At 72.2% G+C, this 23,698-nt stretch carries 24 protein-coding genes; 15 read left to right on the top strand and 9 right to left on the bottom strand.

What is annotated here, in order from left to right; translation table 11 throughout:
• Positions 1–61: 61 nt before the first annotated feature.
• The gene (locus VNL12_RS05540; RefSeq protein ID WP_414654853.1) at positions 62–541 is read right to left on the bottom strand and encodes a glutathione peroxidase; all 480 of its coding nucleotides are present in this window, start codon (positions 539–541) and stop codon (positions 62–64) included.
• Between the two features lie 107 nt (positions 542–648).
• Positions 649–1,065: an MGMT family protein gene (locus VNL12_RS05535; RefSeq protein ID WP_325592313.1), complete on the bottom strand. Its 417-nt coding sequence runs from the start codon at positions 1,063–1,065 to the stop codon at positions 649–651.
• A gap of 126 nt (positions 1,066–1,191) precedes the next feature.
• Here VNL12_RS05535 and VNL12_RS05530 point away from each other — a divergent pair, with 126 nt between their 5' ends.
• Positions 1,192–2,043: a serine hydrolase domain-containing protein gene (locus VNL12_RS05530; protein WP_325592311.1), complete on the top strand. Its 852-nt coding sequence runs from the start codon at positions 1,192–1,194 to the stop codon at positions 2,041–2,043.
• Positions 2,044–2,333: 290 nt separating this feature from the next.
• On the top strand, positions 2,334–2,552 hold the full coding sequence (locus VNL12_RS05525) for a hypothetical protein (RefSeq protein ID WP_325592310.1): 219 nt from the start codon (positions 2,334–2,336) through the stop codon (positions 2,550–2,552).
• A 56-nt stretch (positions 2,553–2,608) separates the two neighbouring features.
• Here VNL12_RS05525 and VNL12_RS05520 read toward each other — a convergent pair whose 3' ends face one another.
• The 3 genes from VNL12_RS05520 to VNL12_RS05510 form a co-directional block, all read right to left on the bottom strand.
• Complete coding sequence (locus VNL12_RS05520) at positions 2,609–3,745, bottom strand: osmoprotectant NAGGN system M42 family peptidase (protein ID WP_414654852.1); 1,137 nt, start codon at positions 3,743–3,745, stop codon at positions 2,609–2,611.
• A 71-nt stretch (positions 3,746–3,816) separates the two neighbouring features.
• Entirely contained in the window at positions 3,817–5,529 is a 1,713-nt protein-coding gene (gene ngg / locus VNL12_RS05515; protein WP_349257803.1) for an N-acetylglutaminylglutamine synthetase, read from the bottom strand.
• 218 nt (positions 5,530–5,747) lie between these two features.
• Entirely contained in the window at positions 5,748–7,553 is a 1,806-nt protein-coding gene (locus tag VNL12_RS05510) for an N-acetylglutaminylglutamine amidotransferase (RefSeq protein ID WP_325592304.1), read from the bottom strand.
• Positions 7,554–7,799: 246 nt separating this feature from the next.
• On the opposite strand from VNL12_RS05510, the gene VNL12_RS05505 reads away from it, so the two are divergent.
• Together VNL12_RS05505 and VNL12_RS05500 are read left to right on the top strand one after the other, a co-directional pair.
• Complete coding sequence (locus VNL12_RS05505; RefSeq protein WP_325592302.1) at positions 7,800–9,167, top strand: cyclopropane-fatty-acyl-phospholipid synthase family protein; 1,368 nt, start codon at positions 7,800–7,802, stop codon at positions 9,165–9,167.
• Positions 9,168–9,259: 92 nt separating this feature from the next.
• Positions 9,260–10,528, top strand: coding sequence for a cytochrome P450 (locus tag VNL12_RS05500; protein ID WP_325592300.1), 1,269 nt, complete (start codon positions 9,260–9,262; stop codon positions 10,526–10,528).
• 69 nt (positions 10,529–10,597) lie between these two features.
• On the opposite strand, the gene VNL12_RS05495 is transcribed toward VNL12_RS05500, so the two are convergent.
• The 3 genes from VNL12_RS05495 to VNL12_RS05485 form a co-directional block, all read right to left on the bottom strand.
• Positions 10,598–11,026, bottom strand: a complete 429-nt coding sequence (locus VNL12_RS05495) for a type II toxin-antitoxin system VapC family toxin (protein WP_325592298.1) — start codon at positions 11,024–11,026, stop codon at positions 10,598–10,600.
• The gene (locus tag VNL12_RS05490) at positions 11,023–11,277 is read right to left on the bottom strand and encodes a hypothetical protein (RefSeq protein WP_325592297.1); all 255 of its coding nucleotides are present in this window, start codon (positions 11,275–11,277) and stop codon (positions 11,023–11,025) included. The genes VNL12_RS05495 and VNL12_RS05490 overlap by 4 nt, the downstream gene beginning before the upstream one ends.
• Before the next feature lie 79 nt (positions 11,278–11,356).
• Positions 11,357–13,144, bottom strand: coding sequence for an acyl-CoA dehydrogenase (locus VNL12_RS05485; RefSeq protein WP_325592296.1), 1,788 nt, complete (start codon positions 13,142–13,144; stop codon positions 11,357–11,359).
• Positions 13,145–13,298: 154 nt separating this feature from the next.
• Between VNL12_RS05485 and msrB the strand changes: the two genes are divergently transcribed.
• Entirely contained in the window at positions 13,299–13,748 is a 450-nt protein-coding gene (gene msrB / locus VNL12_RS05480) for a peptide-methionine (R)-S-oxide reductase MsrB (protein WP_325592295.1), read from the top strand.
• Positions 13,749–14,030: 282 nt separating this feature from the next.
• Here msrB and ung read toward each other — a convergent pair whose 3' ends face one another.
• A complete protein-coding gene (gene ung, locus VNL12_RS05475; RefSeq protein WP_325592292.1) occupies positions 14,031–14,711 on the bottom strand; it encodes a uracil-DNA glycosylase in 681 nt (226 codons plus the stop codon).
• A 178-nt stretch (positions 14,712–14,889) separates the two neighbouring features.
• Here ung and VNL12_RS05470 point away from each other — a divergent pair, with 178 nt between their 5' ends.
• The 10 genes from VNL12_RS05470 to VNL12_RS05425 all read left to right on the top strand — a co-directional run.
• On the top strand, positions 14,890–15,516 hold the full coding sequence (locus tag VNL12_RS05470) for an MBL fold metallo-hydrolase (RefSeq protein WP_325592290.1): 627 nt from the start codon (positions 14,890–14,892) through the stop codon (positions 15,514–15,516).
• A gap of 32 nt (positions 15,517–15,548) precedes the next feature.
• Positions 15,549–15,932 (top strand): hypothetical protein, encoded by a 384-nt coding sequence (locus VNL12_RS05465; protein ID WP_325592288.1) that lies wholly within the window; start codon positions 15,549–15,551, stop codon positions 15,930–15,932.
• 78 nt (positions 15,933–16,010) lie between these two features.
• Positions 16,011–16,790 (top strand): Fe-S cluster assembly ATPase SufC, encoded by a 780-nt coding sequence (sufC, locus tag VNL12_RS05460; protein WP_325592285.1) that lies wholly within the window; start codon positions 16,011–16,013, stop codon positions 16,788–16,790.
• A complete protein-coding gene (locus VNL12_RS05455; RefSeq protein WP_325592283.1) occupies positions 16,787–18,121 on the top strand; it encodes a SufS family cysteine desulfurase in 1,335 nt (444 codons plus the stop codon). Before sufC ends, VNL12_RS05455 begins: the two co-directional genes overlap by 4 nt.
• 35 nt (positions 18,122–18,156) lie before the next feature.
• Entirely contained in the window at positions 18,157–18,657 is a 501-nt protein-coding gene (gene sufU / locus VNL12_RS05450) for a Fe-S cluster assembly sulfur transfer protein SufU (protein WP_325592281.1), read from the top strand.
• A 45-nt stretch (positions 18,658–18,702) separates the two neighbouring features.
• Positions 18,703–19,461 (top strand): beta-phosphoglucomutase family hydrolase, encoded by a 759-nt coding sequence (locus tag VNL12_RS05445; protein ID WP_325592279.1) that lies wholly within the window; start codon positions 18,703–18,705, stop codon positions 19,459–19,461.
• Between the two features lie 53 nt (positions 19,462–19,514).
• Positions 19,515–20,171, top strand: coding sequence for a GNAT family protein (locus VNL12_RS05440; protein ID WP_325592277.1), 657 nt, complete (start codon positions 19,515–19,517; stop codon positions 20,169–20,171).
• A 63-nt stretch (positions 20,172–20,234) separates the two neighbouring features.
• A complete protein-coding gene (locus VNL12_RS05435; protein WP_325592275.1) occupies positions 20,235–20,486 on the top strand; it encodes a hypothetical protein in 252 nt (83 codons plus the stop codon).
• Positions 20,476–20,901 (top strand): TA system VapC family ribonuclease toxin, encoded by a 426-nt coding sequence (locus VNL12_RS05430; RefSeq protein ID WP_325592273.1) that lies wholly within the window; start codon positions 20,476–20,478, stop codon positions 20,899–20,901. Before VNL12_RS05435 ends, VNL12_RS05430 begins: the two co-directional genes overlap by 11 nt.
• 372 nt (positions 20,902–21,273) lie before the next feature.
• A partial coding sequence (locus tag VNL12_RS05425; protein ID WP_325592271.1) for a glycoside hydrolase family 65 protein occupies positions 21,274–23,698 on the top strand: 2,425 nt, incomplete at its 3' end.

The raw sequence follows: 23,698 nt of genomic DNA, 5'->3' as shown, positions 1-23,698 counted from the left end.
TCCAGCCTACGGGGATGCGGGGCGAGAAACCCAATGTCACCGCGAGAGATCTGTGGCCCGGCTAGGGCAGGGCGGCCTCGATGGCGGCGGTGACCTGAGGGTCCTCCGGTTCGGTCTGGGGGGCGAAGCGGGCCCGGACCGTGCCGTCGGGTCCGATCAGGAACTTCTCGAAGTTCCACCGGATGTCACCGTCGTGACCCTCGGCATCGGCGGTCTGGGTCAGCTCGGCGTAGAGGGGGTGGCGGTCCTCGCCGTTCACCTCGACCTTCTCGAACATCGGGAAGCTGACGCCGTAGGTGGTGGAGCAGAAGGTCTGGATCTCGGCGGCCGTGCCCGGCTCCTGGCCCAGGAACTGGTTGCAGGGGAAGCCGGCGACGGTGAAGCCCCGCTCAGCGTAGGTCTGCTGGAGGCGCTCGAGGCCTTCGTACTGGGGGGTGAGGCCGCACTGGGAGGCGACGTTGACGACGAGGGTCGCCCGGCCCTCGAGCTCGTGCAGGCCAGCGGGGCTGCCATCGAGGGCGTTGACGTCATGGTCGTAGATGGCCACGGGGACCTCCGGGGTCGTCTCGGCACGCGGCGCGCGCTCGGCGGACACCGTTCTACCGCCCGGGCCGAGTCGGCGCCCGTCCACCGCTATCCCGGCGACGGTCATCCCCGGAGCCGGCGGACCCGGCGCCCGCCCACCTCTGTCCCTTCGTCGCGCAACCGCCGGGTCTGCTCCTCCTCCTTGCCCGGAGCGAGCCGGCCGGAGGCGTCGACGACCCGCCACCAGGGAAAGGCGCCCCCCGAGCGCGACAGCACCCGCCCGACGCCCCGGGAGCGCCCGGGCCAACCCGCCTCGGCCGCCACCTCGCCGTAGGCGATGACGTCGCCGGGGCGCAGCGCCGCCAGCACCGCTGCGACCGCCCGCTCGAGGTCGGGCTCGGGACCGTCGAGGCGGTGCCGGGCGACCAGCGCGGCGGCCGGCGCGTCACGGGCGCCGGGGGCCTGGTCACACCCGTCGTGGGGCTCCTCGCACCCCTCGTGGGGCTCCTCGCCGCCGTCGTGGGGCTCCCGGGCGACCATGGCGCCATCCAAGCCGTTCCTGCGCCGAGACGCGGCGCGCGCCGCCGTCATCGGGCGCAAGAACGGATCACCGCCCCGCCGAGCGCGACGCCGGGACCCCGCAGCCGGGCTCGGTAGGGTCGATCTGTGGCCCCGACGACCGAGACCGGGATCGACGTCGGGGCGCCACCTCCGGGGCCGCTCACTGCGGTCGAGGAGTGGCCGGTCGACGCCGCGGCCGCCGCCGTCGTGGATCGCACCGGGATCATCCACGCCGTCGGCGACCTCGACCGTCCCTTCGCTCTCGCCTCGGTCACCAAGCCACTCTTCGCCTCGGCCGTGCTGGTGGCCATCGAGGAGGGATCGCTGGCCCTCGAGGAGCCGGCCGGGCCCGAGGGGTCCACCATCGAGCACCTGCTCGCCCACGCCTCGGGCCTCGGACTCGACGGGCGCGAGCTGGCGGCTCCCGGCCGGCGGCGCATCTACAGCAACGCCGGGTTCGAGGTCCTCGGCGCCGAGCTGGAGCGGACCACGGGGCTGACGCCGGCCACCTACCTCGCCGAGGCCGTCCTGGCCCCCCTCGCCATGACCGCGACGGGCCTCGACGGGTCACCGGCCCATGCGGCGGTCAGCACCGTCGCCGACCTGGCCCGCTGGGTGGGCGAGCTGATCGACCCCCGGCTGCTCGCCCGCACCACTGTGGCGCGGGCCACCTCGGTGGCCTTCCCCGGCCTCGACGGCCTGGTGCCCGGCTACGGCAAGCAGGCCCCCAACGACTGGGGTCTCGGGTTCGAGGTGCGGGGAGCCAAGGACCCCCACTGGACCTCGCCCGCCAACAGCTCCGCCACGGTCGGCCACTTCGGTCGCAGCGGCACGTTCTGGTGGTTCGACCCCGCCGTCGAGCTCGCCCTGATCGTGCTCACCGACCGGGAGTTCGAGGCCTGGTGCAAGCCCCGCTGGCCGGCTCTGGCCGACACCGTCTTGGCGTCCCGGGGCTGAGTCGGGCTCGCGCCAGGCCGTTCGCGACCGGAGCAGCAATTCCCTCATCGGTGAGCTCGGTCGTCTCCCGGGTCTGCCGCTCAGCCGCTGCTGGCCCACCATGAGCCACGAGCAGCGCGACCCCGCCGCCGGTCGACTGCTGGCGATCCTCGACTTCGAGTGGCCCGGGGCCGCACCGCCCGACCTCGACCTCGACGTGCTCCTGCGCTTCTGCGCCTTCCCCGACCTGCACGTTCCTGAGTCCTACGCATCGGCGACCCACGCCCGCGACTACCGAGGTCCCGTTCTGGTTGGCCGAGGACTATCCCGAGCTGTTCTCCCGACCCGAGCAGCTCGACCGCTGCCGCCTCTTCGCCATTGCCTGGGACGTCGCGGAGCTGATCGCCTTCCCACCACACGCCGGGGCCGCCAGCCTCGACGCCCGTCACCCGCACCGGCGGCTCCTCTCGATGCTCGCCGGCGACAGCCACCTCGACCGCATGGACCGCGTGCAGGGCGCCCCGGCCTGACGATCGGCCCCTTGCCCCGCAGGCAGGCAGGCAGGCAGGCAGGCAGGCGCGAGGGCTCAGTCGTCGGTGAGGCGGCCCCACTGCTCGGTGGGGGCGGGCTGGCGGCTCGAGGGGAAGTCCTCCAGCGCACCGGTGGGCGTGGCGTCCCAGCGGGCGAAGGTGAGGGGGGTCTGCAGCCAGACGGTGAGGAGCTGGGCGACGGCTTCGACCGATCGGACGTGGGTGCGCTCCCACCCGTGGCTGCCGTCGAGGCCGAAGGCCACCAGCGCGGCGCGGGTGCCGGCCCCGGCCTCGAGGGCGGCGGCCACATCGGACCGGTACCACTTGAACAGGTCGCGGGCGTGGGGGATGTCGTGGTCACGGCACAGCCGGCACAGGCGACGGGTGAGGTGGTAGTCGAAGGGGCCGGTCATGTCGCCCAGGGGGATCGTCACCCCGTCCTCGATGCTGTGCTGGCCGGGGGCGCACACCGCGTTGTCGACCGAGATCATCTCGGCCACCTCGGCATCGAGCCCGTGGCTCGCGCCCTGGCCGATCTCCTCGGCGATGGTCACCAGGAGGCTGGCCCGGTGGGGCAGGACGATGTCGCCGGCCACGATCGCCCGTGCCGCGGCGAGGGCCGCAGCCACCCCGGCCTTGCCGTCGAGGTGCCGGCTCACGATGTACCCGGCGTCGGTGATCTCGGGGTTGGCGTCGAGGGCGACGAAGTTGCCGACCTCGATGCCGAGCGCGGCCAACCCGGCACCGTCACTGACCTCCTCGTCGACCCGCACCTCGACGTGCTCCCAGCCGATGCCCTGGGTGTCGACCTCGTCACCGAACGCATGGCCGCTGGCCTTCAGCGGCATGATCGTGCCGGTGAAGGCGCGGTCGGGATCCTCGGCGAAGATCTTCACCCGGGCCCCCTCGGCGAAGCGGGCGCTGAACGTGCCGACCTGGGCCAGCTCCAGGCGCCCGTTGTCCTTGAGCCGGCGGACCATGCACCCGATCGTGTCCGAGTGCACCACCAGCGCCCGGTCGATGCCCGGTGACCGGCCCGGCAGGTCGACGAGCAGCGAACCCCGCCGGGTCAGCCGGAAGGGCAGCCCCAGGTCGGTGAGAACGTCGCCCACGTACTGCATGATCGCATCGGTGCGACCCGAGGGACTGGGGATGCGCAGCATCTGGAGGAGGACATCGAGGGTCCACCCCATGTCGATCTTGAGCGCCGACGGCGCGCCCGGCCCGTCGGGTGCGCCCGGCTCGTCGGGGCAGGAGAGATCGGTCATGGCGTTGGGGCTCCTTGGGGGGTCCAGGCCCGCGGCAGCCCGCGGTTGCCCGGGAAGAGGAAGTCGACGAACGCGGCGGCGGTCGGCTGCGGCTCGTGGTTCGCCAGCCCGGGTCGCTCGTTGGCTTCGATGAACACGTACTCGGGGGAGCTCAGGTCCGGCACCAGCAGGTCGATGCCGGTGACGGGGATGCCGATGGCGGCGGCGGCGGCGACGGCGACGCTGCGCAGATCCGGGTGGACCTCGGCCGTGACGTCGTGGATGGTGCCGCCGGTGTGGAGGTTCGCGGTGCGCCGCACCCGGAGGCGGACGCCCTCGGGCAGGGTCTGGTCGAGCTCCCAGCCGCCCTCGTGCACGGTCGCTTCGGTGACCTCGTCGACGGGGATGTGCGACTCGCCCCCCGTCGCCGCGGCGCGCCGACGGCTCTGGGCCGCGATGAGGTCGCGGACCGAGTGCTGGCCGGTGCCGACGACCTCGGCCGGACGACGGACCGCGGCGGCGACGACGGAGCCGTCGATGACGACGAGGCGCAGGTCGTCGCCCGGGGCCCGCTGCTCGATGAGCACGTGGGGGCAGTGCTCCCGGGCGCGCGCCAGCGCTCCGGCGAGGGCCTCGGGGCTGGCGACGCCGACGGTGATGCCGAGGCCCTGCTCGCCCCGGACCGGCTTGACGACCACGTCGCCCACCTCGTCGAGGAAGGCCTGGTCGCCGTCGTCGAACGACGCCAGGCGACCGCGCGGCACGCTGATCCCGGCCTCGCTCACGATGCGCCGGGTCAGGCGCTTGTCGTCGCAGCGGCTCATGGCCACCGCCGAGGTGTACTCCGAGAGCGCCTCGCGCGTCACCACGGTGCGCCCGCCGTGGGTGAGGCGCAGCTCACCGGCCTCGGCGTCGAGCACCTTGACCTGGATCCCCCTGCGGATGGCCTCATCCGCGATGATCCGGGCGTAGGGGTTGAGATCCTCGATGGTCTCGGTGAGCGGCGTGAACAGGGGCTCGTTGATGGCGTTCTTGCGCTTGACGCCGAAGACCGGCACCCGCTCGAAGCCGAGCTTCTCGTAGAGGCCGATGGCGGCGTCGTTGTCGTGCACGACCGAGAGGTCCATGTAGGCCCGTCCCCGCTCGCGAAAGATCCGGGCCAGGTCGCGCACCAGCGTCTCGCCGACCCCTGGCACCGAGCAGCCCGGGTCGACGGCAAGGCACCAGAGGCTCGACCCGTGCTCGGGGTCGGAGAAGAGGCGCTGGTGGTCGATGCCGGTGACGGTGCCGAGGATCTCGCCGGTCTCGGGGCGGGTGGCGACCAGGTAGGTGACGTGATCGGTTTCCGCGTGGTTGCGCCACATCACCTCGATCGGTGCCGGGACCATGCCGCAGCGGACGTAGATGCGATCGATGACCTCGGCCTCGTCGGGGTCATCGATGGCCCGCACCACCACGCCCGGCGCCGTCCGGCCGGGGATCTCCTCGAGACCGAAGCGCAACCGGTACGTGTAGCTGGGGTCGATGAAGAACTCGTGCGGGTGGCGGGCCACGAACACGTGCGGGTCGCGCAGGTAGAGGCAGATGTCTCGCTGACCGTGCTGCTCCTGGCGCAGCACCCCGGCCATCGCCCGCTGGTCGGCGAAGGTCTGGCCGAAGACGAGCTGGCCCCACCCGGCGTCGAGCACCACGTCGGGGTCCATGGCGTCCTGCAGGCGGGCGGGCGGCATCTGCCACGAGGTGGTGGTGATGGCCTCGGCATGGTCCCAGCCGTCCTCGACCGGCCGCCGGGCGCGAAGCGGGACCTCGTCGTCGGGCGGGCCGGTGCCGTGGCCGCCGACACCGCCGACGCCGCCGACGGCGTGGTCGACCTCGACCACGGGCTGCTCGCCGATGCGGGGCTCGCCGGTGCGCGGCACGCCTGTGGGCGGGTCGCCGGTGGCGGCGCTCATGCCGCCGGCCCGGTGATGTCGTGGCGCTGCAGCCACAGCTCGAGCAGGCCGATCTGCCAGAGCTCGTTGCCCCGCAGCGGCGTGAGGCGGCCGTTGGGGTCGGCGAGCAGGGCGTCGACCGCGGCGGGCCGGAACAGGCCCCGCTCCTTGGCCGCCGGGGCCGCCAGCGCGTCGCGCACCATGTCGAGGTAGGGCCCCTCGAGGTGGGTGAGCGCGGGCACCGGGAAGTACCCCTTGGGCCGGTCGATGACCTCGGAGGGGATCACCCGGCGGGCCGCCTCCTTGAGCACGCCCTTGCCCCCGTGGGCGGTCTTCCGCTCGGGCGGGCAGGTGGCGGCCAGCTCGACCAGCTCGTGGTCGAGGAACGGCACCCGGCCCTCGAGGCCCCAGGCCATGGTCATGTTGTCGACGCGCTTCACCGGGTCGTCGACGAGCATCACGGTCGTGTCGAGGCGAAGGGCCCGGTCGGTGCCGGTGGCCGCGCCCGGTGCCGCGAAGTGCTCGTGCACGAAGCGCCCGCTGGGATCCCCCGCCGCGACCCTGCCGGCGCCGGCCAGCAGGGCCAGGGCGTCGGGGTCACGGTCGAAGAACGCGGCGCGGTAGGCGGCGAGCGACCCGTCGACCGACGCCGCCTCGGGCGCTCCCATGGGCGGGTACCAGTGGTAGCCGGCGAAGACCTCGTCGGCCCCCTGGCCCGACTGCACCACCTTGACGTGCTGGGAGACCTCCTGGCTGAGGAGGTAGAAGGCGACGCAGTCATGGCTGACCATGGGCTCGCTCATGGCGCCGATGGCGTCGTCGAGCGCGGGCAGCATGCGCTCGGCGCCGACGCGGATCTGGTGGTGGTCGGTGCCGAAGCGCTCGGCGACGATGTCGCTCCACCGGAACTCGTCGCCCTCGACGCCGCCGACGGACTCGAAGCCGATGGAGAAGGTGTTGAGCCCGGTCTGGCCCGCCTCGGCCAGCAGTCCCACTATGAGGCTGGAGTCCACGCCGCCCGAGAGCAGGCAGCCGACCGGCACGTCGGCCACCAGGCGACGCTCGACGGCGAGGCGCAGGGCGGCGAGCACCGCGTCCTCCCAGTCGCGCTCGGACCAGCCCGCCCGATCGTCGCGGCGGGTGAAGTCGGGCGACCAGTAGACGGTGTCGGTGCGACGGCCGTCGGGCTCGAAGGCCACCAGCGACGCCGGTGGCACCTTCTTCACGCCCTCGAGGATCGTGAGCGGCGGGGGCACCACGGAGTGGAAGCTCAAGTAGTGGTGGAGGGCCACGGGGTCGATGCGGGTGTCGATGCCGCCCCCGGCCAGCAGGGCGGGGACCGACGAGGCGAAGCGCACCCGGTGGACGTCGGTGGCCACGTACAAGGGCTTGATGCCGAGCCGGTCGCGGCCGAGCAGCACCCGCCCGGAGTCCCGCTCGACGAGGGCGAAGGCGAACATGCCCTGGAGCCGCTCGACGACGCGGTCGCCCCAGCGGTGGTAGCCCTTGATCAAGACCTCGGTGTCGCTGTGGGAGAAGAACCGGTACCCGTGGCTGATCAGCTCGGCTCGCAGCTCGGTGTAGTTGTAGATGCACCCGTTGAACACGACGCTGAGCCCGAGCTCGGCGTCGACCATGGGCTGGCCTCCGGCGTCGGAGAGGTCGATGATGCGCAGCCGACGGTGCCCGAGGGCCACCCGCCCCTGGGACCACACCCCGGCGGCGTCGGGGCCCCGGCGCGCCATGGCGTCGGCCATGGCTGCGACCCCGGCCACGTCGGGTCGTCCCCCGTCGATCCGGATCTCTCCTGCGACTCCGCACATGCGCGCCGACCCTACCGGCCGCCGTCCGCGCCCCGGCCGGGCGCGCCGAGGTGCCCCCGCTGGTCGGCGGCGCGTCCTCTGAGGGGCCGGTGCCGGCCCTGTGGGGCTCATGTCGGGCCCGTCCCCAGGCGCTCGCGCCACTGAGGCCGGGAGCGGCGGCGGGAATGCGCCCGGCGTCCCGGCACGTTCACCAGGGCGGAGCGACGCATCGCGCCCCATGAGGAGCAGGAACCAGGAGGTCGGGCCATGGCCGATGTCGCCACCACCGTCGCCCCCCTCGTCCGTCGTCTGCTCGGCGGGGCCCTGCCGGTGCGCCTCGAGGCGTGGGATGGCTCCCACGCCGGCCCCGACGTACCTCGGGGCGCCGAGGCACTGATCGATGACGCCGCAGCCGAGACCGGCCACCTGACGATCGTCGTCCGCTCCCCCGACGCCCTGCGGCGCATGCTCTTCGCCCCTGGCGAGCTGGGCATGGCCCGGGCCTACGTGGCCGGCGACATCGACATCGACGGTGACATCTTCGCCCTGCTCGACCTGCGCCACCGGCTCGGCGCCGCGGGTGATCACGTGCGGGTCGGACCGTCGCTCACCGACATCGGCGCAGTGGTCGGCATCCTGCGGCGTCTCGGCGCGCTGGGGCGGCCCCTCCCCGCTCCGGAGGAGGAGCAACGCCGTCGGGGAAGACGCCACAGCCGTCGTCGCGACGCCTCGGCGGTCCGCCACCACTACGACGTCGGCAACGACTTCTACGACCTCGTCCTGGGTCCGGCGCTCACCTACTCGTGCGCCTACTGGGGCGACGGTGTCGACGACCTGGAGACGGCGCAGCGGGCCAAGCACGAGCTGGTGTGCCGCAAGCTGGGCCTCGCCGAGGGCATGCGTGTGCTCGACGTCGGCTGTGGCTGGGGATCCTTCGTCATCCACGCCGCCCGCCACCATGGCGTCGACGCCGTGGGGATCACCCTGTCTCCCGAGCAGGCCGACGGGGCCCGGGCCCGGGTCGCCGAGGCCGGTCTCGAGGACCGCGTCGAGATCCGGCTGCAGGACTACCGCGACGTCACCGACCCGCCCTTCGACGCGGTGGCCAGCGTCGGGATGTTCGAGCACGTCGGCGCGGCCGAGGCCGACACCTACGCGGCGGCGATGGCCGCGCTGCTCGTCCCGGGCGGCCGCCTGCTGAACCACGCCATCTCCCGCCCGGACCCCCACGCCGACGCCGGGATCCACGCCCGCAGCTTCATCGGTCGCTACGTGTTCCCCGACTCCGCCCTGCACGAGGTGGGCCAGGTCGTCTCCGCCCTGCAGGGAGCCGGGCTCGAGGTCCGCGACCTCGAGTCCCTCCGGGAGCACTACGCCCGCACCCTCCGGGCCTGGGTGGCCAACCTGCAGGGCGACTGGGCCCGCGCTCAGCGCCTCGTCGGGCCCGGGCGGGCCCGCACCTGGCGGCTCTACATGGCGGGCTCCGCGGTGGCCTTCGAGGCCCACCGCATCTCCGTGCACCAGGTCCTGGCCGTCCGTCCCCATGCCGACGGGACCAGTGCGTTCCCCGCCACCCGGGAGTGGCTCGCCCGACCCCTCGTCGCCGACGGGACGGGTGGCGCCGTCGGCGGTTGACCGGCCGACGCTCACCGGGCGGCTCGACACCGACGGGTCGTTCTTGACCAGCGGGTCAAGCAACCGCAGCCCTGGCTGCGTAGGTTGGGACGATGACACCTGCCACCGTGTCCCTCGACGAGATCGCCCTCTCGGACCTCGACTTCTGGACCCGCCCCCTCGCCGAGATCGACAGCGCCTTCGCCACGTTGCGGGCCGAGGACCCCATGCGGTTCTTCGCCGAGGCCGAGGTGGAGCTGCTGCCCCGGGGGCCGGGCTACGTCGCCCTCACCCGCCACGCGGATGTCGTCGAGGCGAGTCGCCACCCCGGCCTCTACTGCTCGGGGAGGGGGACGAACATCGGTGACATGCCACCGGCGTTCAACGAGTTCTTCGGCTCGATGATCAACATGGACGACCCCCGCCACGCCCGGATGCGACGCATCGTCTCGCGCGGCTTCACCCCGCGCCAGCTCGGGATGCTGCAGGGCGACGTCGAGGGCGTGGCCGCTGAGATCGTCGACGACATCGCGGCCACGGGGTCCTGCGACCTCGTCACCGAGGTGGCGGCCCTCCTGCCGCTGCGGATCATCCTCGACCTGATGGGGATCCCCCGCTCCGAGGAGCGGTTGGTCTTCGACCGCACCAACGTCATCCTCGGCCTGGGCGACGCCGAGTACGTCCCGGACCAGACCGTCGACGGCATCATGACCGCGGCGCTCATCGCCGGCCAGGAGCTGGCCGACCTGGTCAGCGAGCTGGGCACCGAGCGTCAGCGCAACCCGGGCGACGACCTGGTCTCGGCCCTGGTGACCGCCGAGCTCGACGGTGAGGTGCTCACCCCCGAGGAGCTGGGCTCGTTCTTCATCCTGCTCGTGGTGGCGGGCAACGAGACCACCCGCAACGCCATCGCCCACGGGGTGGTGGCGCTGGCGGAGAACCCCGACCAGCGCCGCATCTGGGCCGACGACCTCGACGGGGTCACGCCCACCGCGGTCGAGGAGGTCGTGCGCTGGGCCACGCCGGTCACCCACTTCCGCCGCACCGTCACCGAGGACGGGGTGCGCCTCGGTGACCGGGAGCTCTCCGAGGGCGACAAGGTGGTGCTCTGGTACCGCTCGGCGAACCGCGACGAGGCGGTCTTCGACGATCCGTTCCGCTTCGACGTGCGCCGCTCACCCAACGACCACCTCGGCTTCGGTGGTCCCGGCCCCCACTTCTGCCTCGGCGCCCACCTGGCGCGCCGCGAGGTCGGGGTGATGATGCGCGAGCTGCTCGCCCGCCTGCCCGACCTCGAGCCCGACGGCCCGCCCCAGCGCCTGCGCTCGAACTTCATCAACGGGATCAAGCACCTGCCGGTGACCTTCACCCCGACCCGGTAGGGCACGAGCGGCCGGCCGTTCTGGGGGCAGGGTTCACGCTCCAGGCCGAATTCTCTCCCCAGAAGCGACTCAGGTCGGCGGGGCGACGATCGACAGGCCGGTGAACCGACCGAAGTCCCGGTCGAGCGTGGCCACCGATGCGCCTTGCTCCAGGGCCAGGGAGGCGATGTAGGCGTCCGGGACGAGGTCACCGACAGCCTGATCATCCACGCACAGCTGTTCGAACACCTCGAGGTGGCGCTCGCCGGGGGCGATGGCGACGTGGCGAGGCTGGTCGCGAACGGCGCGAACGAAGTCGAAGGCGCCGGCGGCCGGCGACGGCACGGAGAAGATCCGGCGGTTGGTCACGATCCTCACGAACGACGACCAGACCACGTCGGGGACGGTGAAGGGCTCGGGCGCGGCGAGCAGGGCGTCGAACCACGGCCTGACGACATCGTGGTCGGGATGTGATGTGCGGAAGGCCGCCACCACGACGTTGACGTCGAGGAGGATCACCGGAGCCTCTCCATCGACAGGCCGTCGTCGAGAGCTGCGATCAACCCCCGGGTGGAGGCCTCCACCCCAGGGGCCAGACCGGCGTCATCGACGAACACCGGGACCGGAGGGCCGGCCGTCTCGTCACGGTCCGCGGCCAGAGCGAGACGCAGCGACTCCTCGACGATGGTGCCCAGCGTGACGCCCCGAGCGCCCGCTCGGGCCTTGGCTCGGGCCAGCAGGTGATCGTCGATCGACACTGTCGTGCGCATGATGCGCAATCTATCGCATCACGCGCATCACGGCGCCGAGCCGGCCCGGCGGTGGGACCCTGCCGTCCGACCCGAGCGGCTAGAAGTTCGCGGCGAGGAGGTCGTCGGAGCCCGAGGTGGCGGGGCCGACGAGGCCGTGGACCTCGGGCAGCACGTTGCGGGCGAAGAACCGCGCGGTGACCACCTTCTGGGCGAGGAAGTCGGCGTCGCCGTCGCCGGCGGCCAGTCGTTGGGAGGCGAGCAGGGCCTGGCGGGCCATGAGCCAGCCCGCCACGGTCAGGGACAGGAGGCGCTGGAACGGCGTCGCCACCGAGAGGGCGACCACCGGGTCGGCCTGGCCCTCGGTCATCAGCCACTGGCCGGCGGCCTCGGCCGCGTCGACGGCCCGGGCCAGCTCGTCGCGGATGGCGACGAGCTCGTCGCCGGCATCGTCGAGCTCCCCGACCGTGGCCCGCATGCGGGCGATCTGGTCGGCGAAGACGGCGCCGCCGCGCATCGGCATCTTGCGTCCGACGAGGTCCATGGCTTGGATCCCGTTGGTGCCCTCGTAGATCTGGGTGATCTTGGCGTCGCGGTAGTGCTGGGCGGCGCCGGTCTCCTCGATGTAGCCCATGCCGCCGTGGACCTGGATGCCGATGGAGGTGACCCGCTCGGCCTCGTCGGTGCACCAGCTCTTGGCCAGCGGGATGAGCAGGTCAAGCATCTCCTGGGCCGCGGTGCGGTCGGTCTCTACGTCCGCGTGCTGGGCCCGGTCGATCTGCACGGCGGCGGTGAAGCACAGGGCCCGCATGGCCTCGGTGAGCGACCTCATGGTGAGCAGGCTCCGACGCACGTCGGGGTGCTCGACGATGAGGGACTTCTCGCCCCGCGCTGCGCCGGGGGCGAAGCCCTGCTTGCGGTCCTTGGCGTAGGCCAGGGCCTGCTGGTAGCTGCGCTCGGCCAGGCCCAGGCCCTCCACGCCGACACCGAGGCGGGCGTTGTTCATCATGGTGAACATGTAGCGCATGCCGGCGTTCTCTTCGCCGATGAGGTGGCCGACGGCGCCCTCGCCCTCGTCGCCGAAGGACAGGGCGCAGGTGGGGCTGGCCCGGATGCCCATCTTGTGCTCGAGGGAGATGACCTTGACGTCGTTGCGCGCCCCGAGGGTGCCGTCGTCGCTCACGAGGAACTTGGGGACGATGAAGCACGAGATGCCCTTGGTCCCCGCCGGCGCGTCGGGGGTGCGGGCCAGCACGAGGTGCACGATGTTGTCGGTGAGGTCGTGGTCGCCGAAGGTGATGTAGATCTTGGCGCCGGTGATCCGGTAGCTGCCGTCGTCCTGGCGGACGGCCCTGGTGCGCAGCGCGCCGACATCGGAGCCGGCGTCGGGCTCGGTGAGGTTCATCGACCCCGTCCACTCACCGGCGACCATCTTCTTGAGGTAGACCTCGCGCTGCTCCTCGCTGCCGTGGTGCACCAGGGCGTCGATGGCCCCGTGGGTGAGCAGCGGGGCCATGGCGAGGGCCATGTTGGCGCTGTTGAGCATCTCCTGCTGGGCGATGCCGACGACCCACGGAAAGCCGCCGCCGCCGTATTCCGGCTCGAAGGCCACCGCGCCCCACCCGGCATCGGCGTACGCCTGGTACGCCGCTTTGAACCCCTCCGGCGTGACGACCTGGCCGGCTTCGAGGTGCGAGCCGTCGGTGTCGCCCACGGCGTTGGTGGGCGCCCACACCTCGGCCATGAGCCGGCCGAACTCCTCGAGCACGCCCATGACGCTCTCGGCGTCGGCCTCGCCGTAGGGGGCGAGCTTCGTCAGCCCGTCGAGGTCGAGGAAGTCGACGAGCGTGAAGCGGATGTCATCGAGAGGTGCGGCGTAGTCCGACATGGCGCCGATCGTAGGGTCGATCCCGGGCCGGGCCCCATCCCTGACCGGCCGTCATCCCATCCGGTGTATCCGGCGGGCGCGGCTCACCCCAACCGCTGGTGACGATCGGCGCCCGGTGGTGGCGGTTCGGCCCGGGACCCGGCACGCTGGAGCCATGACCGACGCCACCACCTCCGGGGGCCCCGGCTCCGGCCCCCTCCCCACGCCCGAGGAGCTGAAGGCTCGGCTGACGCCGATCCAGTACGACGTCACCCAGAACGAGGGCACCGAGCGGGCCTTCTCCGGTGAGTACTGGGACGCCAAGGACCCCGGCACCTACCGCTGCGTGGTGTGCGAGGAGCCGCTCTTCCGCTCCGACGTGAAGTACGAATCGGGCACCGGGTGGCCGTCGTTCTGGGAGGCCATCGACCCCTCCAAGGTGACCCTCGTCGAGGACCGCAAGCTCTTCATGCGCCGCACCGAGGCCCGGTGCGCCCGCTGCGGCGCCCACCTCGGCCACGTCTTCCCCGATGGCCCGGAGCCGAGCGGCGAGCGCTACTGCATGAACTCGGCCTCGCTGGTGCTCGACCCCGACGACCCGTCGGACCCGCCCACCGACACCTGACCGGCGCGTCACCGGCGACCCGGCCCGCCCCCCGGTTCCGCCCGACCGTCGTCCCCTCTCGCCCGAGGTCGTCCGCCAGCGAATCGACAGCGAATCGCCCTCCGACGGGCCACCGAGGACGACGCGGGGTCACGCGGGGCCCCGGTCACGCAGGACGCTCGTCAAAGGGTCGGAACGCGCCATTCCGAGCGCATCAGCGAATCGACCGGTCCGCCAGCGAATCGACAGCGAATCGCCATCCGACGGGCCGTCGGGGGACGACGCACGCCTGTCGGGACCCGATCAGGGGCGCTCATGGAGGGATGGGATGCGCCAGTCGACCGGATCGCGCCCGGCGGCGACGAGGGCGGCGTTGGCCCGGCTGAAAGGCCGGCTGCCCAGGAAGCCGCGGTGGGCCGAGAGCGGCGAGGGGTGGGGCGATTCGATCACGACGTGGCGCGACGTGTCGACCAGGGCCTTCTTCCGGCGGGCCGAGGAGCCCCAGAGGATGAACACGACCCGCTCGGTCTTGGCGGCCACGGCGCGGATCACCTCATCGGTGAAGGTCTCCCAGCCTCGACGTTGATGCGACGCGGCCTCATGCGCCCGCACCGTGAGCGTGGCGTTGAGCAGCAGCACGCCCTGACGGGCCCAGGCCTCGAGGTTGCCGTGGTCGGGCTGGGGCACACCGAGGTCGGACTCCATCTCGGCGTGGATGTTGCGCAGCGAGGGCGGGACGTCGATGCCGGGGCGCACCGAGAAGCACAAGCCGTGGGCCTGGCCGGGACCGTGGTAGGGGTCCTGGCCCAGGATCAGCACCTTGACCGCGGCGAACGGGGTGAGGTGCAGGGCCGCGAAGACGTCGTCCGAGGGAGGGAACACCTGGTGGTGGCGCCGCTCCTCGTCGACGAAGGCTCGCAGGCCGGCGAAGTAGGGCTGGCCCAGCTCGGTCCTCAGCACCGGGTTCCAGTCCGTGGTGGCCATCGCCGGCCGAACCTACCGAACCCTCCGACCGGGTCAGAAGGGGGTCGAGTCCGCCGGGGTCAGGCAACCCGCCGAACTGGTCTGCGATCTGGGGGTCGGGCCCCCCGATCCACCTACCGGTTCAGGAAGGAGGGCGGGTCGGCCGACGGCGGGCGACGATCGTTGGCACACTGGGGCCATGACCACTGCGACCGACCCCGCCGCCACGCTCATCTGGTCCGCCACCGGCATCGAGGTGCACAACGTGGTGGTGGGACCGTTCGAGAACAACGTCTACGTGGCCCGCTGCACCGAGACCGGCGACGCCGTGCTGGTCGATGCGGCCAACGAGCACGAACGCCTGCTCGAGCTGTGCCGGACCTTGGGGGTGCGCCGAGTGCTCGAGACCCACGGCCACTGGGACCACATCCAGGCCGTGCCCGAGCTGCGCGACGCCGGCTACGACGTGGCCGTCACCGCCGCGGATGCCGACATGCTCCCCAGCTACGACTCGACCATCGCGGACGGCGACGTGATCGAGGTCGGGCGCCTGCTCCTCCACGCCATCCACACCCCGGGCCACACGCCGGGCTCGGTGTGCTTCACCGTCGAGGGCACCCCGCTGCTCTTCAGCGGCGACACGCTGTTCCCCGGCGGCCCCGGCAACACCAAGAACGGCGGGCACTTCGGGACCATCATGCGGTCGCTCGACGAGCGCCTCTTCCCCCTCCCCGACGACACCGTCGTGCTGCCCGGACACGGCGACCGCACCACCATCGGCGCCGAGCGGCCGCACCTCCAGGAGTGGGCGGATCGGGGCTGGTGACGCAGTCGGCATCGATCCGCGAACATGCGGGCATGGCCGATGCCCTGCCCTCGCCCCTGCGGCCGCTCGACCACACCCCGGTCCACACCGAGGACCTGCCGGCCACGCCCCTGCGGGACCGTTCCATCCCGGCCACCGCCTGGGTCGAGGCACCCGCATCGCTGCTGGCCTTGGGCGACGACCTCGCCGACGCGCCCGTCGCCCGCTACATCCGACGCATCGGGCCGTGGCTGCTGTGGCGCGCCGGTCCGCCCTCGAGGGGCGACGCCCGGTGCTGGGCGGGCCTCGCCGAGGACCTGGAGACCGCGTTCACGCTCCGGCTGCACCCCGACGGCACCGCCGATGGGGTGGGCCCCTCGGGCACCCGTCACGATCGGTTCCGAGCCTGGAAGGAGGACCTGCGCGATACGGCCTGACCGGCCCAGAGCCCGGCCCGGGAGCCATTTCCCCTACGCGGGTAGTGCGAATGTGGCGCCACCTCCTACCCTGGGGTCATGGCTGATGTTGCCGCCGATGGGGCCACTCCCGTCCTTCAGATCACCGACCTCCACGCTGCGCCGGCGGGCGGGGGCGACGACATCTTGACCGGCGTCAGCCTCACCGTCGGCCCCGGTGAGGTCCACGCCGTGATGGGGCCCAACGGCTCGGGGAAGTCGACCCTCGCCAGCGTCCTGCTCGGCAGCCCCGAGTACTCGGTCACCGGCGGCACCGTGAAGTTCCTCGGCGACGACATCGCCGAGTGGGGGGCCGACATGCGGGGCGCGGCGGGCATGTTCCTCGCCTTCCAGTACCCCCAGACCATCCCCGGCGTCTCGGTGCTGAACTTCCTGCGCCAGGCCCTCTCGGCCCGCAAGGGCATCGACCTCTCGATGCTCGAGCTGCGCCTCTCGATCATGGAGTGGATGGAGCGCCTGGGCATCGACCCCGCCTTCGCCGACCGCCACCTGAACGACGGCTTCTCCGGCGGGGAGAAGAAGCGCAACGAGGTGCTGCAGATGGCGATCCTCGAGCCCGAGCTGGCGGTGCTCGACGAGACCGACTCGGGCCTCGACATCGACGCCCTGCGCACCGTCGCGTCGGGTGTCCGCGAGGTCCGCCAGGACCGCCCCGAGCTCGGCATCCTCGTCATCACCCACTACCAGCGGCTGCTCGACGAGCTGAACCCCGACACCGTCCACCTGCTGGTCGACGGGCGCGTCGCCCGCACCGGTGGGCCGGAGCTGGCCCGGAAGCTGGAGGCCGAGGGCTACGCCGAGTGGATGGCCCCGGCATGACCGACCTGCCCACCGAGCTGCCCACCGGCCTCACGACCACCGACCTCCCCACCGCCGCCGCCCAGCCGTCGGTCGCTCCCCTTGCGTCGGTCGCCGGCGAGGTGCTCGACGTGGCCGCCATCCGGCGTGACTTCCCGATCCTCGACAAGGAGATCGGCGGCCAGCGCCTGGTGTACCTCGACTCGGCCTCGTCGTCCCAGCGTCCCCAGGCGGTGATGGAGGCCATGTCCGCCTTCGCCGAGACCGACTACGCCAACATCCACCGCGGCGTCTACGCCTTGGCCGAGCGGGCCACCGGCCGCTACGAGGCCGCCCGCGGCGCGGTCGCCCGCTTCATCGGCGCGCCGAGCGCGGATGAGGTCGTCTTCACCAAGAACGCTACCGAGGGCTTGAACCTGGTGGCCCAGTCGTGGGGCCGGACCCACCTCGGGCCCGGCGACGCGGTGGTGCTCACCCAGATGGAGCACCACTCCAACATCGTGCCGTGGTTCCAGCTCCAGGCCGAGAAGGGCTTCGAGATCCGCTGGATCCCCGTGACCCCCGACGGTCACCTCGACCTGAGCGAGCTCGATCGGCTCCTCGACGGGGCCAAGATGGTCGCCCTCACCGCCATGTCGAACGTGCTCGGCACCCTCACCCCGGTCCGTGAGATCGCCGATGCCGCCCACGCCGCCGGCGCCCTCGTCACCGTGGACGCCTGCCAGTTCGTGCCCCACGTGCCCGCCGACGTGGTTGCCATGGGCGCCGACTTCGCCGCCTTCAGCGGCCACAAGATGGTGGGGCCCACCGGCATCGGGGTGCTGTGGGGCCGGTCCGAGCTGCTTGACGCCATGCCCCCGTTCCTGGGCGGCGGCGGGATGATCCTCACCGTCGACCAGGGCGGCTTCACCCCCGACGCCTTCCCGGCCAAGTTCGAAGCGGGCACCCCGCCGATCATCGAGGCCATCGGCCTGCACGCCGCGGTCGACTACCTCGATGCCTTGGGCATGGACGCGGTGCGGGCCCACGAGGTGAGCCTCACGGCGTATGCCTTCCGCGCCCTCACCGAGCGGATGGGCGACCGCCTCACCATCCACGGCCCGCCCGAGCCCGCCCAGCGCGGCGGCGTCCTCTCGCTCGCCGTCGACGAGGTCCACCCCCATGACCTGGCCCAGGTCATGGACGAGCACGCCGTGTGCGTCCGCCCCGGCCACCACTGCGCCAAGCCGCTCATGAAGGTGCTGGGTTGCGGGGCCACCGCTCGGGCCTCGCTCTACGTCTACAACGACACCGACGACGTCGACGCTCTGGCCGATGCCCTGGCCCACGCGGCAGACTTCTTCGCTTCCTGATCCTTCCTCTCTACCTCGCCTCGTCGGAGACACCCATGCCCGGACTCGAAGACCTCTACCGGGAGATCATCCTCGACCACTACCGCTCGCCTCGGAACCGGGGTGAGCTGGACGTGCCCCCGGCGACCAAGACCGAGGGGTTCAACCCCCTCTGTGGCGACGAGATCATCGTCTTCGTCACCCTCGACGGCGACACCGTCACCGACATCAAGATCGCCGGGCAGGGCTGCTCGATCAGCCAGTCCTCGGCATCGATGATGTCGGCCGCGGTCAAGGGCCGGACGCGGGCCGAGGTCGACGACCTCACCCGGGCGTTCAAGTCGATGATGTCGATCCACGAGACGAGCCTCGGAGGCACCCCGGAGGGTAACGGCGACGGCGACCCCGACGGCGAGATCATCGAAGCCCCCGACGTGAAGCTGGGCGACCTCGAGGCCCTCCAGGGCGTGGTGAAGTTCCCCGTCCGCATCAAGTGCGCCACCCTGTCGTGGAACACCTTGGCCCAGGCCATCGACGAAGCCGCCGACCGGAGCTGAGGTCTCCCGCACGCCACCGATCGACCGCCCTCTAGGTTGGCGAGGGTGAGCGACAGCGAGCAGGCCGGCGGTGCGGTGATCGACACGGCGACGGTGGCGGCGGTGCTGTTCGACATGGACGGCGTGCTGACCGACACCGCATCGGTGCACCAGCAGGCGTGGGCGCAGCTCTTCGACGTCGCCCTCCCGGTGCTTGCCCCCGACCGCCAGCACGCGCCGTTCTCCACCGAGGACTACCGGCGCCTGGTCGACGGCCGGGCCCGCATCGACGGGGTCGAGGCCACCCTCGTCGACCGGGGCGTCGCCCTCCCCCGCGGCCAGATCAGCGACCCGCCCGGCACGGCGTCGGCGTGGGCCCTGGCCAACCGCAAGAACGACCACTTCCACCAGGCCCTGGCCTCGGTGGGCGTGGCCACCTTCCCGACCAGCATCACCGTGCTCGACGCGGTGCGAGCCGCCGGGGTGCCCACCGCCGTGGTGTCAGCCAGCCGCAACCGGGCCGAGGTGCTGGCCACCGCCGGCCTGGCTGACCGCTTCGACGCGGCGGTCGACGGCCTCGACATCGAGGACATGGGCCTGGCCGGCAAGCCCGACCCGGCCACCTTCGTCGAGGCCGCCCGCCGCCTCGGCGTCGACCCCGCGCGCTCGGTGGTGGTCGAGGACGCGACCTCCGGGGTTGCCGCCGGACGCGCCGGGGGCTTCGGCCTCGTCATCGGCGTCGCCCGCCACGACGACCCCGCCGACCTCCTCGCCGCTGGCGCCCACGTCGTGGTCGCCGACCTGACCGAGGTCGCCGTCACCTGACGGCGCGCGCCAAACGGTGGGCGCCCCGGCCGCCGACCGGCTGGACTGATCCCGTGATCGAGATCCCCGGCCTCCCGCCCCGCCTGTCGGACGAGGTGCTCGCCCGGCGCCGGGAGCTGTCGGTCACGCCGGACCTGGGCGAGATCCGGACCGAGCGCCTGGTACTCCGGCCCTACGTCGAGGCCGACGCATCGGAGCTCCACGCCATCTCCAACGGCGAGCCGGCCACCCGGCTGGGCGGCCGCATCGAGGCCTACGACGCCGACGAGCTGATCTGGCGGTTCATGCGTTCAGGTCCCTTCGTCGGGCCCGACGACCTCCGCCTCCTGCACGGGCACATCGCGGCGCTGCCCGACGCCCGGGTCCTGACCGCGGTCGACCGGGCGACGAACGAGCTGCTGGGCTCTGTGAGCCTTCTGGCCAACGTCCCGGCCGACCTGAAGGTCGAGGTCGGCAACATCTGGTACTGCCCCGCCGTCCAGGGCACGGGTGTGAACGCCGAAGCCGTCGGCTCGGTGATCGACGCTCTCTTCGGGCTCGGCTACCAACGCATCGAGTGGAAGTGCCACGCCCTGAACCTGCGGTCCCGCAGAGCCGCCGAGCGGTTGGGCTTCACGTTCGAGGGCGTCCTCGACCGCCACCTCATCGTCCAAGGCCGTCACCGGGACAGCGCCTGGTACCGCCTCCTCGCCTCCGACCACCGGCCTTGATGGCGCAGCCGGGCCCGCATCTGTATGTGACCAGGTCAGCATCATGATGCTACAGTGACGGTCATGAGGACGACGATCACCCTGGCCGACGATGTCGCCGCCGCGGTGGACGAGCGCATGCGCGGCAACCACGTGGGGCGCAGCCAGGCCGTGAACGACTTGGTCCGGGCCGGTCTGCGCCAGACGAAGGCGCGCTCTCGCTACGAGCTGCCGACGTTCGACCTCGGGATCAAGGTCGACATCACCAACATCGGTGACGTGCTGGACATGCTCGACCAGTGCGATGCGGAGGACGCCCGGTCGAGTGCTGGTTGACGCCAACCTCCTCGTCTACGCCGTCGATCTCCGGAGCCCCCGTCGCGACGCGGCCCGCTCGTGGTTCTCCGACGCGCTCAACGGCGAGAACCGGGTGGCGCTGCCGTGGATCAGCCTCGGCGCCTTCGTCCGGGTCGTCACCCACCCGCGCATCCTCGCCAACCCGATCTCGATCGACCAGGCGTGGTCCACGGTCGAGGGGTGGCTGGCCCTCGACAACGTCTGGACGCCGAACCCGGGACAGGGTCACGCGCCGATCCTTGGCCGCCTCCTCCGCAGCACCGGTGCCACGGGCAACCTGGTCACCGACGCCCAGCTTGCCGCCCTCGCCCTCGAGCACGGCCTCACGGTGGCCTCGGCGGACAGCGACTTCGCCCGCTTCCCCGAGGTGCGCTGGCACAACCCCCTGCATTGACCCGGCACCCGGGGGCGTCATCGGGCACAAGAAGCGGATCGGTCGCCCGGCCTCGCCGGCGAGCACAGCTAGGCCGGGCTGGCCGACGGGAGTGGTTCTTGCGCCGGGATCGGACCGCGGCGGGCGTGATCGGGCGCAAGAACGGCGCTATGTCGCAAGGCCCGAGGTCTGGCGCCCGGTGGTGGCGCGGTGGGACGAGGAGCGCGGGATGGATCGCAGCCGGTTCTTGCGCCGGGATGGGCCTGTCCGGAGTCGCGGCGCCGAGTCTCGACCCTGGATGACCCACCACTCATCCGAAGGCGTTGGGAGGAAGCCGCTGACGCGCGACGATGCTCCGATGCAGATCGGGCCCCTCGCAGCGGACGACCAATAGTGGGCGGCGGAAACGCGACGACCAACGACCCGGGACTGATCTCGCGCACCGGTTGGGAGTTCACCTACATCGGTGTGCACCCCGACGTCGAGGGCCGGCGCGAGGCGCTCTGCACCCTCGGCAACGGTTACATGGGCACCCGCGGCGCAGCGCCCGAGGCGGTCTCCGACGGCACCCACTACCCCGGCACCTACGTGGCCGGCACCTACAACCGCCTCACCACCGAGCTGGCCGGCACCCGCATCGACCACGAGAGCCTGGTGAACCTCCCGAACTGGCTGCCGCTCACCCACCGGGGGGCGCCGGCGACCGCGGCGGAGGGGCGGCCGCCGCCGTGGTTCGCTCCCGGCGTCGGCGAGGTGCTCGAGCTGCGCCAGACCCTCGACCTGCACCGCGGCACCCTGCGGCGCCGCCTGCGGGTGCGCGACGAGGAGGGTCGCATCACCGCCGTCGACGAGCGTCGCATCGTGTCGATGGACGACCCGCACATCGCCGCCATCGAGCAGGTCATCACGCCCGAGAACTGGTCCGGCCGCCTCGAGGTGTGCTCTGCCCTCGACGGGCGGGTCGCCAACACCAACGTGGTCGAGGACCGCCTGCTGGCCAACGACCACCTAACGGCGGTCGACATCGGTTGGAGCGACGGCGGCGTCGACTGGCTCGAGGTCGACACGTCGTGGTCCCACGTGCGCACCGCGCTGGCCGCCCGCACCCACATGCACACCGACGGCCCGGTGCGGGTGCGCTTCGAGTCCTCGCACACCCCTGAGCTGGTCAGTCGGGTGCTGTCCTGCGATGCGGTCGAGGGCCGCCCGGTCACCGTCGAGAAGGTCGTGGCCATCTTCACCAGCCGCGACGCGGCGGTCGGCCGCCCCCTGGAATCGGCCCGCCAGGCGCTCGTCGGCGTCGGCACCTTCGACACCCTCCTCTTCATGCACGAGCTGGCGTGGAAGCACCTCTGGGAGCGTTGCGAGATCGACGTCACCGACGACACCGGGGACGAGGAGGTCATCGCCGCGGTGCGGCTGCACGCCTTCCACGTGCTGCAGACCGCCTCCCCGCACGTCAAGGACGTCGACGCCAGCCTCGCCGCCCGCGGCCTGCACGGCGAGGGCTACCGGGGCCACATCTTCTGGGACGAGCTGTTCGTCTTCCCGTTCCTCAACTTCCGCTTCCCCGACATCACCCGGGCCCTCCTGCGCTACCGCGCCCGGCGCCTCCCCGCCGCCCGGCGCCAGGCTCGCGCGCTGGCACAGCTGGGGGCCCGCTTCCCGTGGCAGTCGGGCAGCGACGGCTCCGAGCAGACGCCCAACCAGCTCTGGAACCCGCGATCGGGCCGCTGGATGCCCGACAACTCCCGGCGCCAGCACCACGTCGGTCTCGCCGTGGTGTGGAACGTGTGGCAGTACCACCAGGCCAGCGGCGACTACCGCTTCATGCTGGAGCACGGCACCGAGCTGCTCGTCGAACAGGCCCGGTTCTGGACCGGTCTCGCCGCCCGGGGCGACGACGGGCGCTTCCACATCCGGGGCGTCATGGGCCCCGACGAGTACCACGACGGCTACCCGGGCGGCATAGGTGGGGGCATCGACGACAACGCCTACACCAACGTCCTCGTCAGCTGGCTGCTGCAGCGGGTGCTCGAGGTCCTGCGCGGCTTCAACGGGCACCAGGCCGAGGTCCAGCTCTGGGAGCGGCTCGGGGTCACCGAGGACGAGGCCGACCACTGGGAGGAGGTGGCGCACCTGCTGCACGTCCCCTTCCACGACGGGATCATCAGCCAGTTCGCCGGGTGGGACGAGCTCGCCGAGATCGACTGGGAGGACTACCGGGCCCGCTACGGCAACATCGGGCGCCTCGACCTGATCCTCGAGGCCGAGGGCGACTCCACCAACCACTACAAGCTGGCCAAGCAGGCCGACGTGTTGATGCTCTTCTACCTGATGACCCCCGACGAGCTGTGCGACCAGCTCGGGACCATGGGCCATGGGTGCGACGCCAGCCTCCTCGACCGGACCGTCGAGTACTACATCGACCGCACCGCTCACGGCTCGACGCTGAGCCGCATCGTCTACGCCTGGGTCACCGCCCGCGTCGACCCGGCCAAGTCGTGGGAGCTCTTCCGCGAGGCCCTCGCCGCCGACATCGACGACACCCAGGGCGGCACCACGCCCGAGGGCATCCACCTCGGCGCCATGGCCGGCAGCCTCGACCTGCTCCAACGCTGCTACAGCGGCCTCCAGCTCCGGGGCGACGAGGTCTGGTTCGACCCGCACCTGCCGCCGTCGGTGGCCAGCCTGGCGTTCGACCTGGTGCACCGCGACCGCACCCTCAGCGTCACGCTGTCGCACGCCACCCTGCGCATCGAGGTCGAGCCCGGTGCCGTGGTCCCCGTGTTCATCGGGGTGAGGGGCAAGGTCACCG

Source organism: Iamia sp. (genome assembly GCF_035575815.1).
Lineage (GTDB): Bacteria > Actinomycetota > Acidimicrobiia > Acidimicrobiales > Iamiaceae > Iamia.
This window is presented reverse-complemented; position numbering and strand designations above follow the sequence as displayed.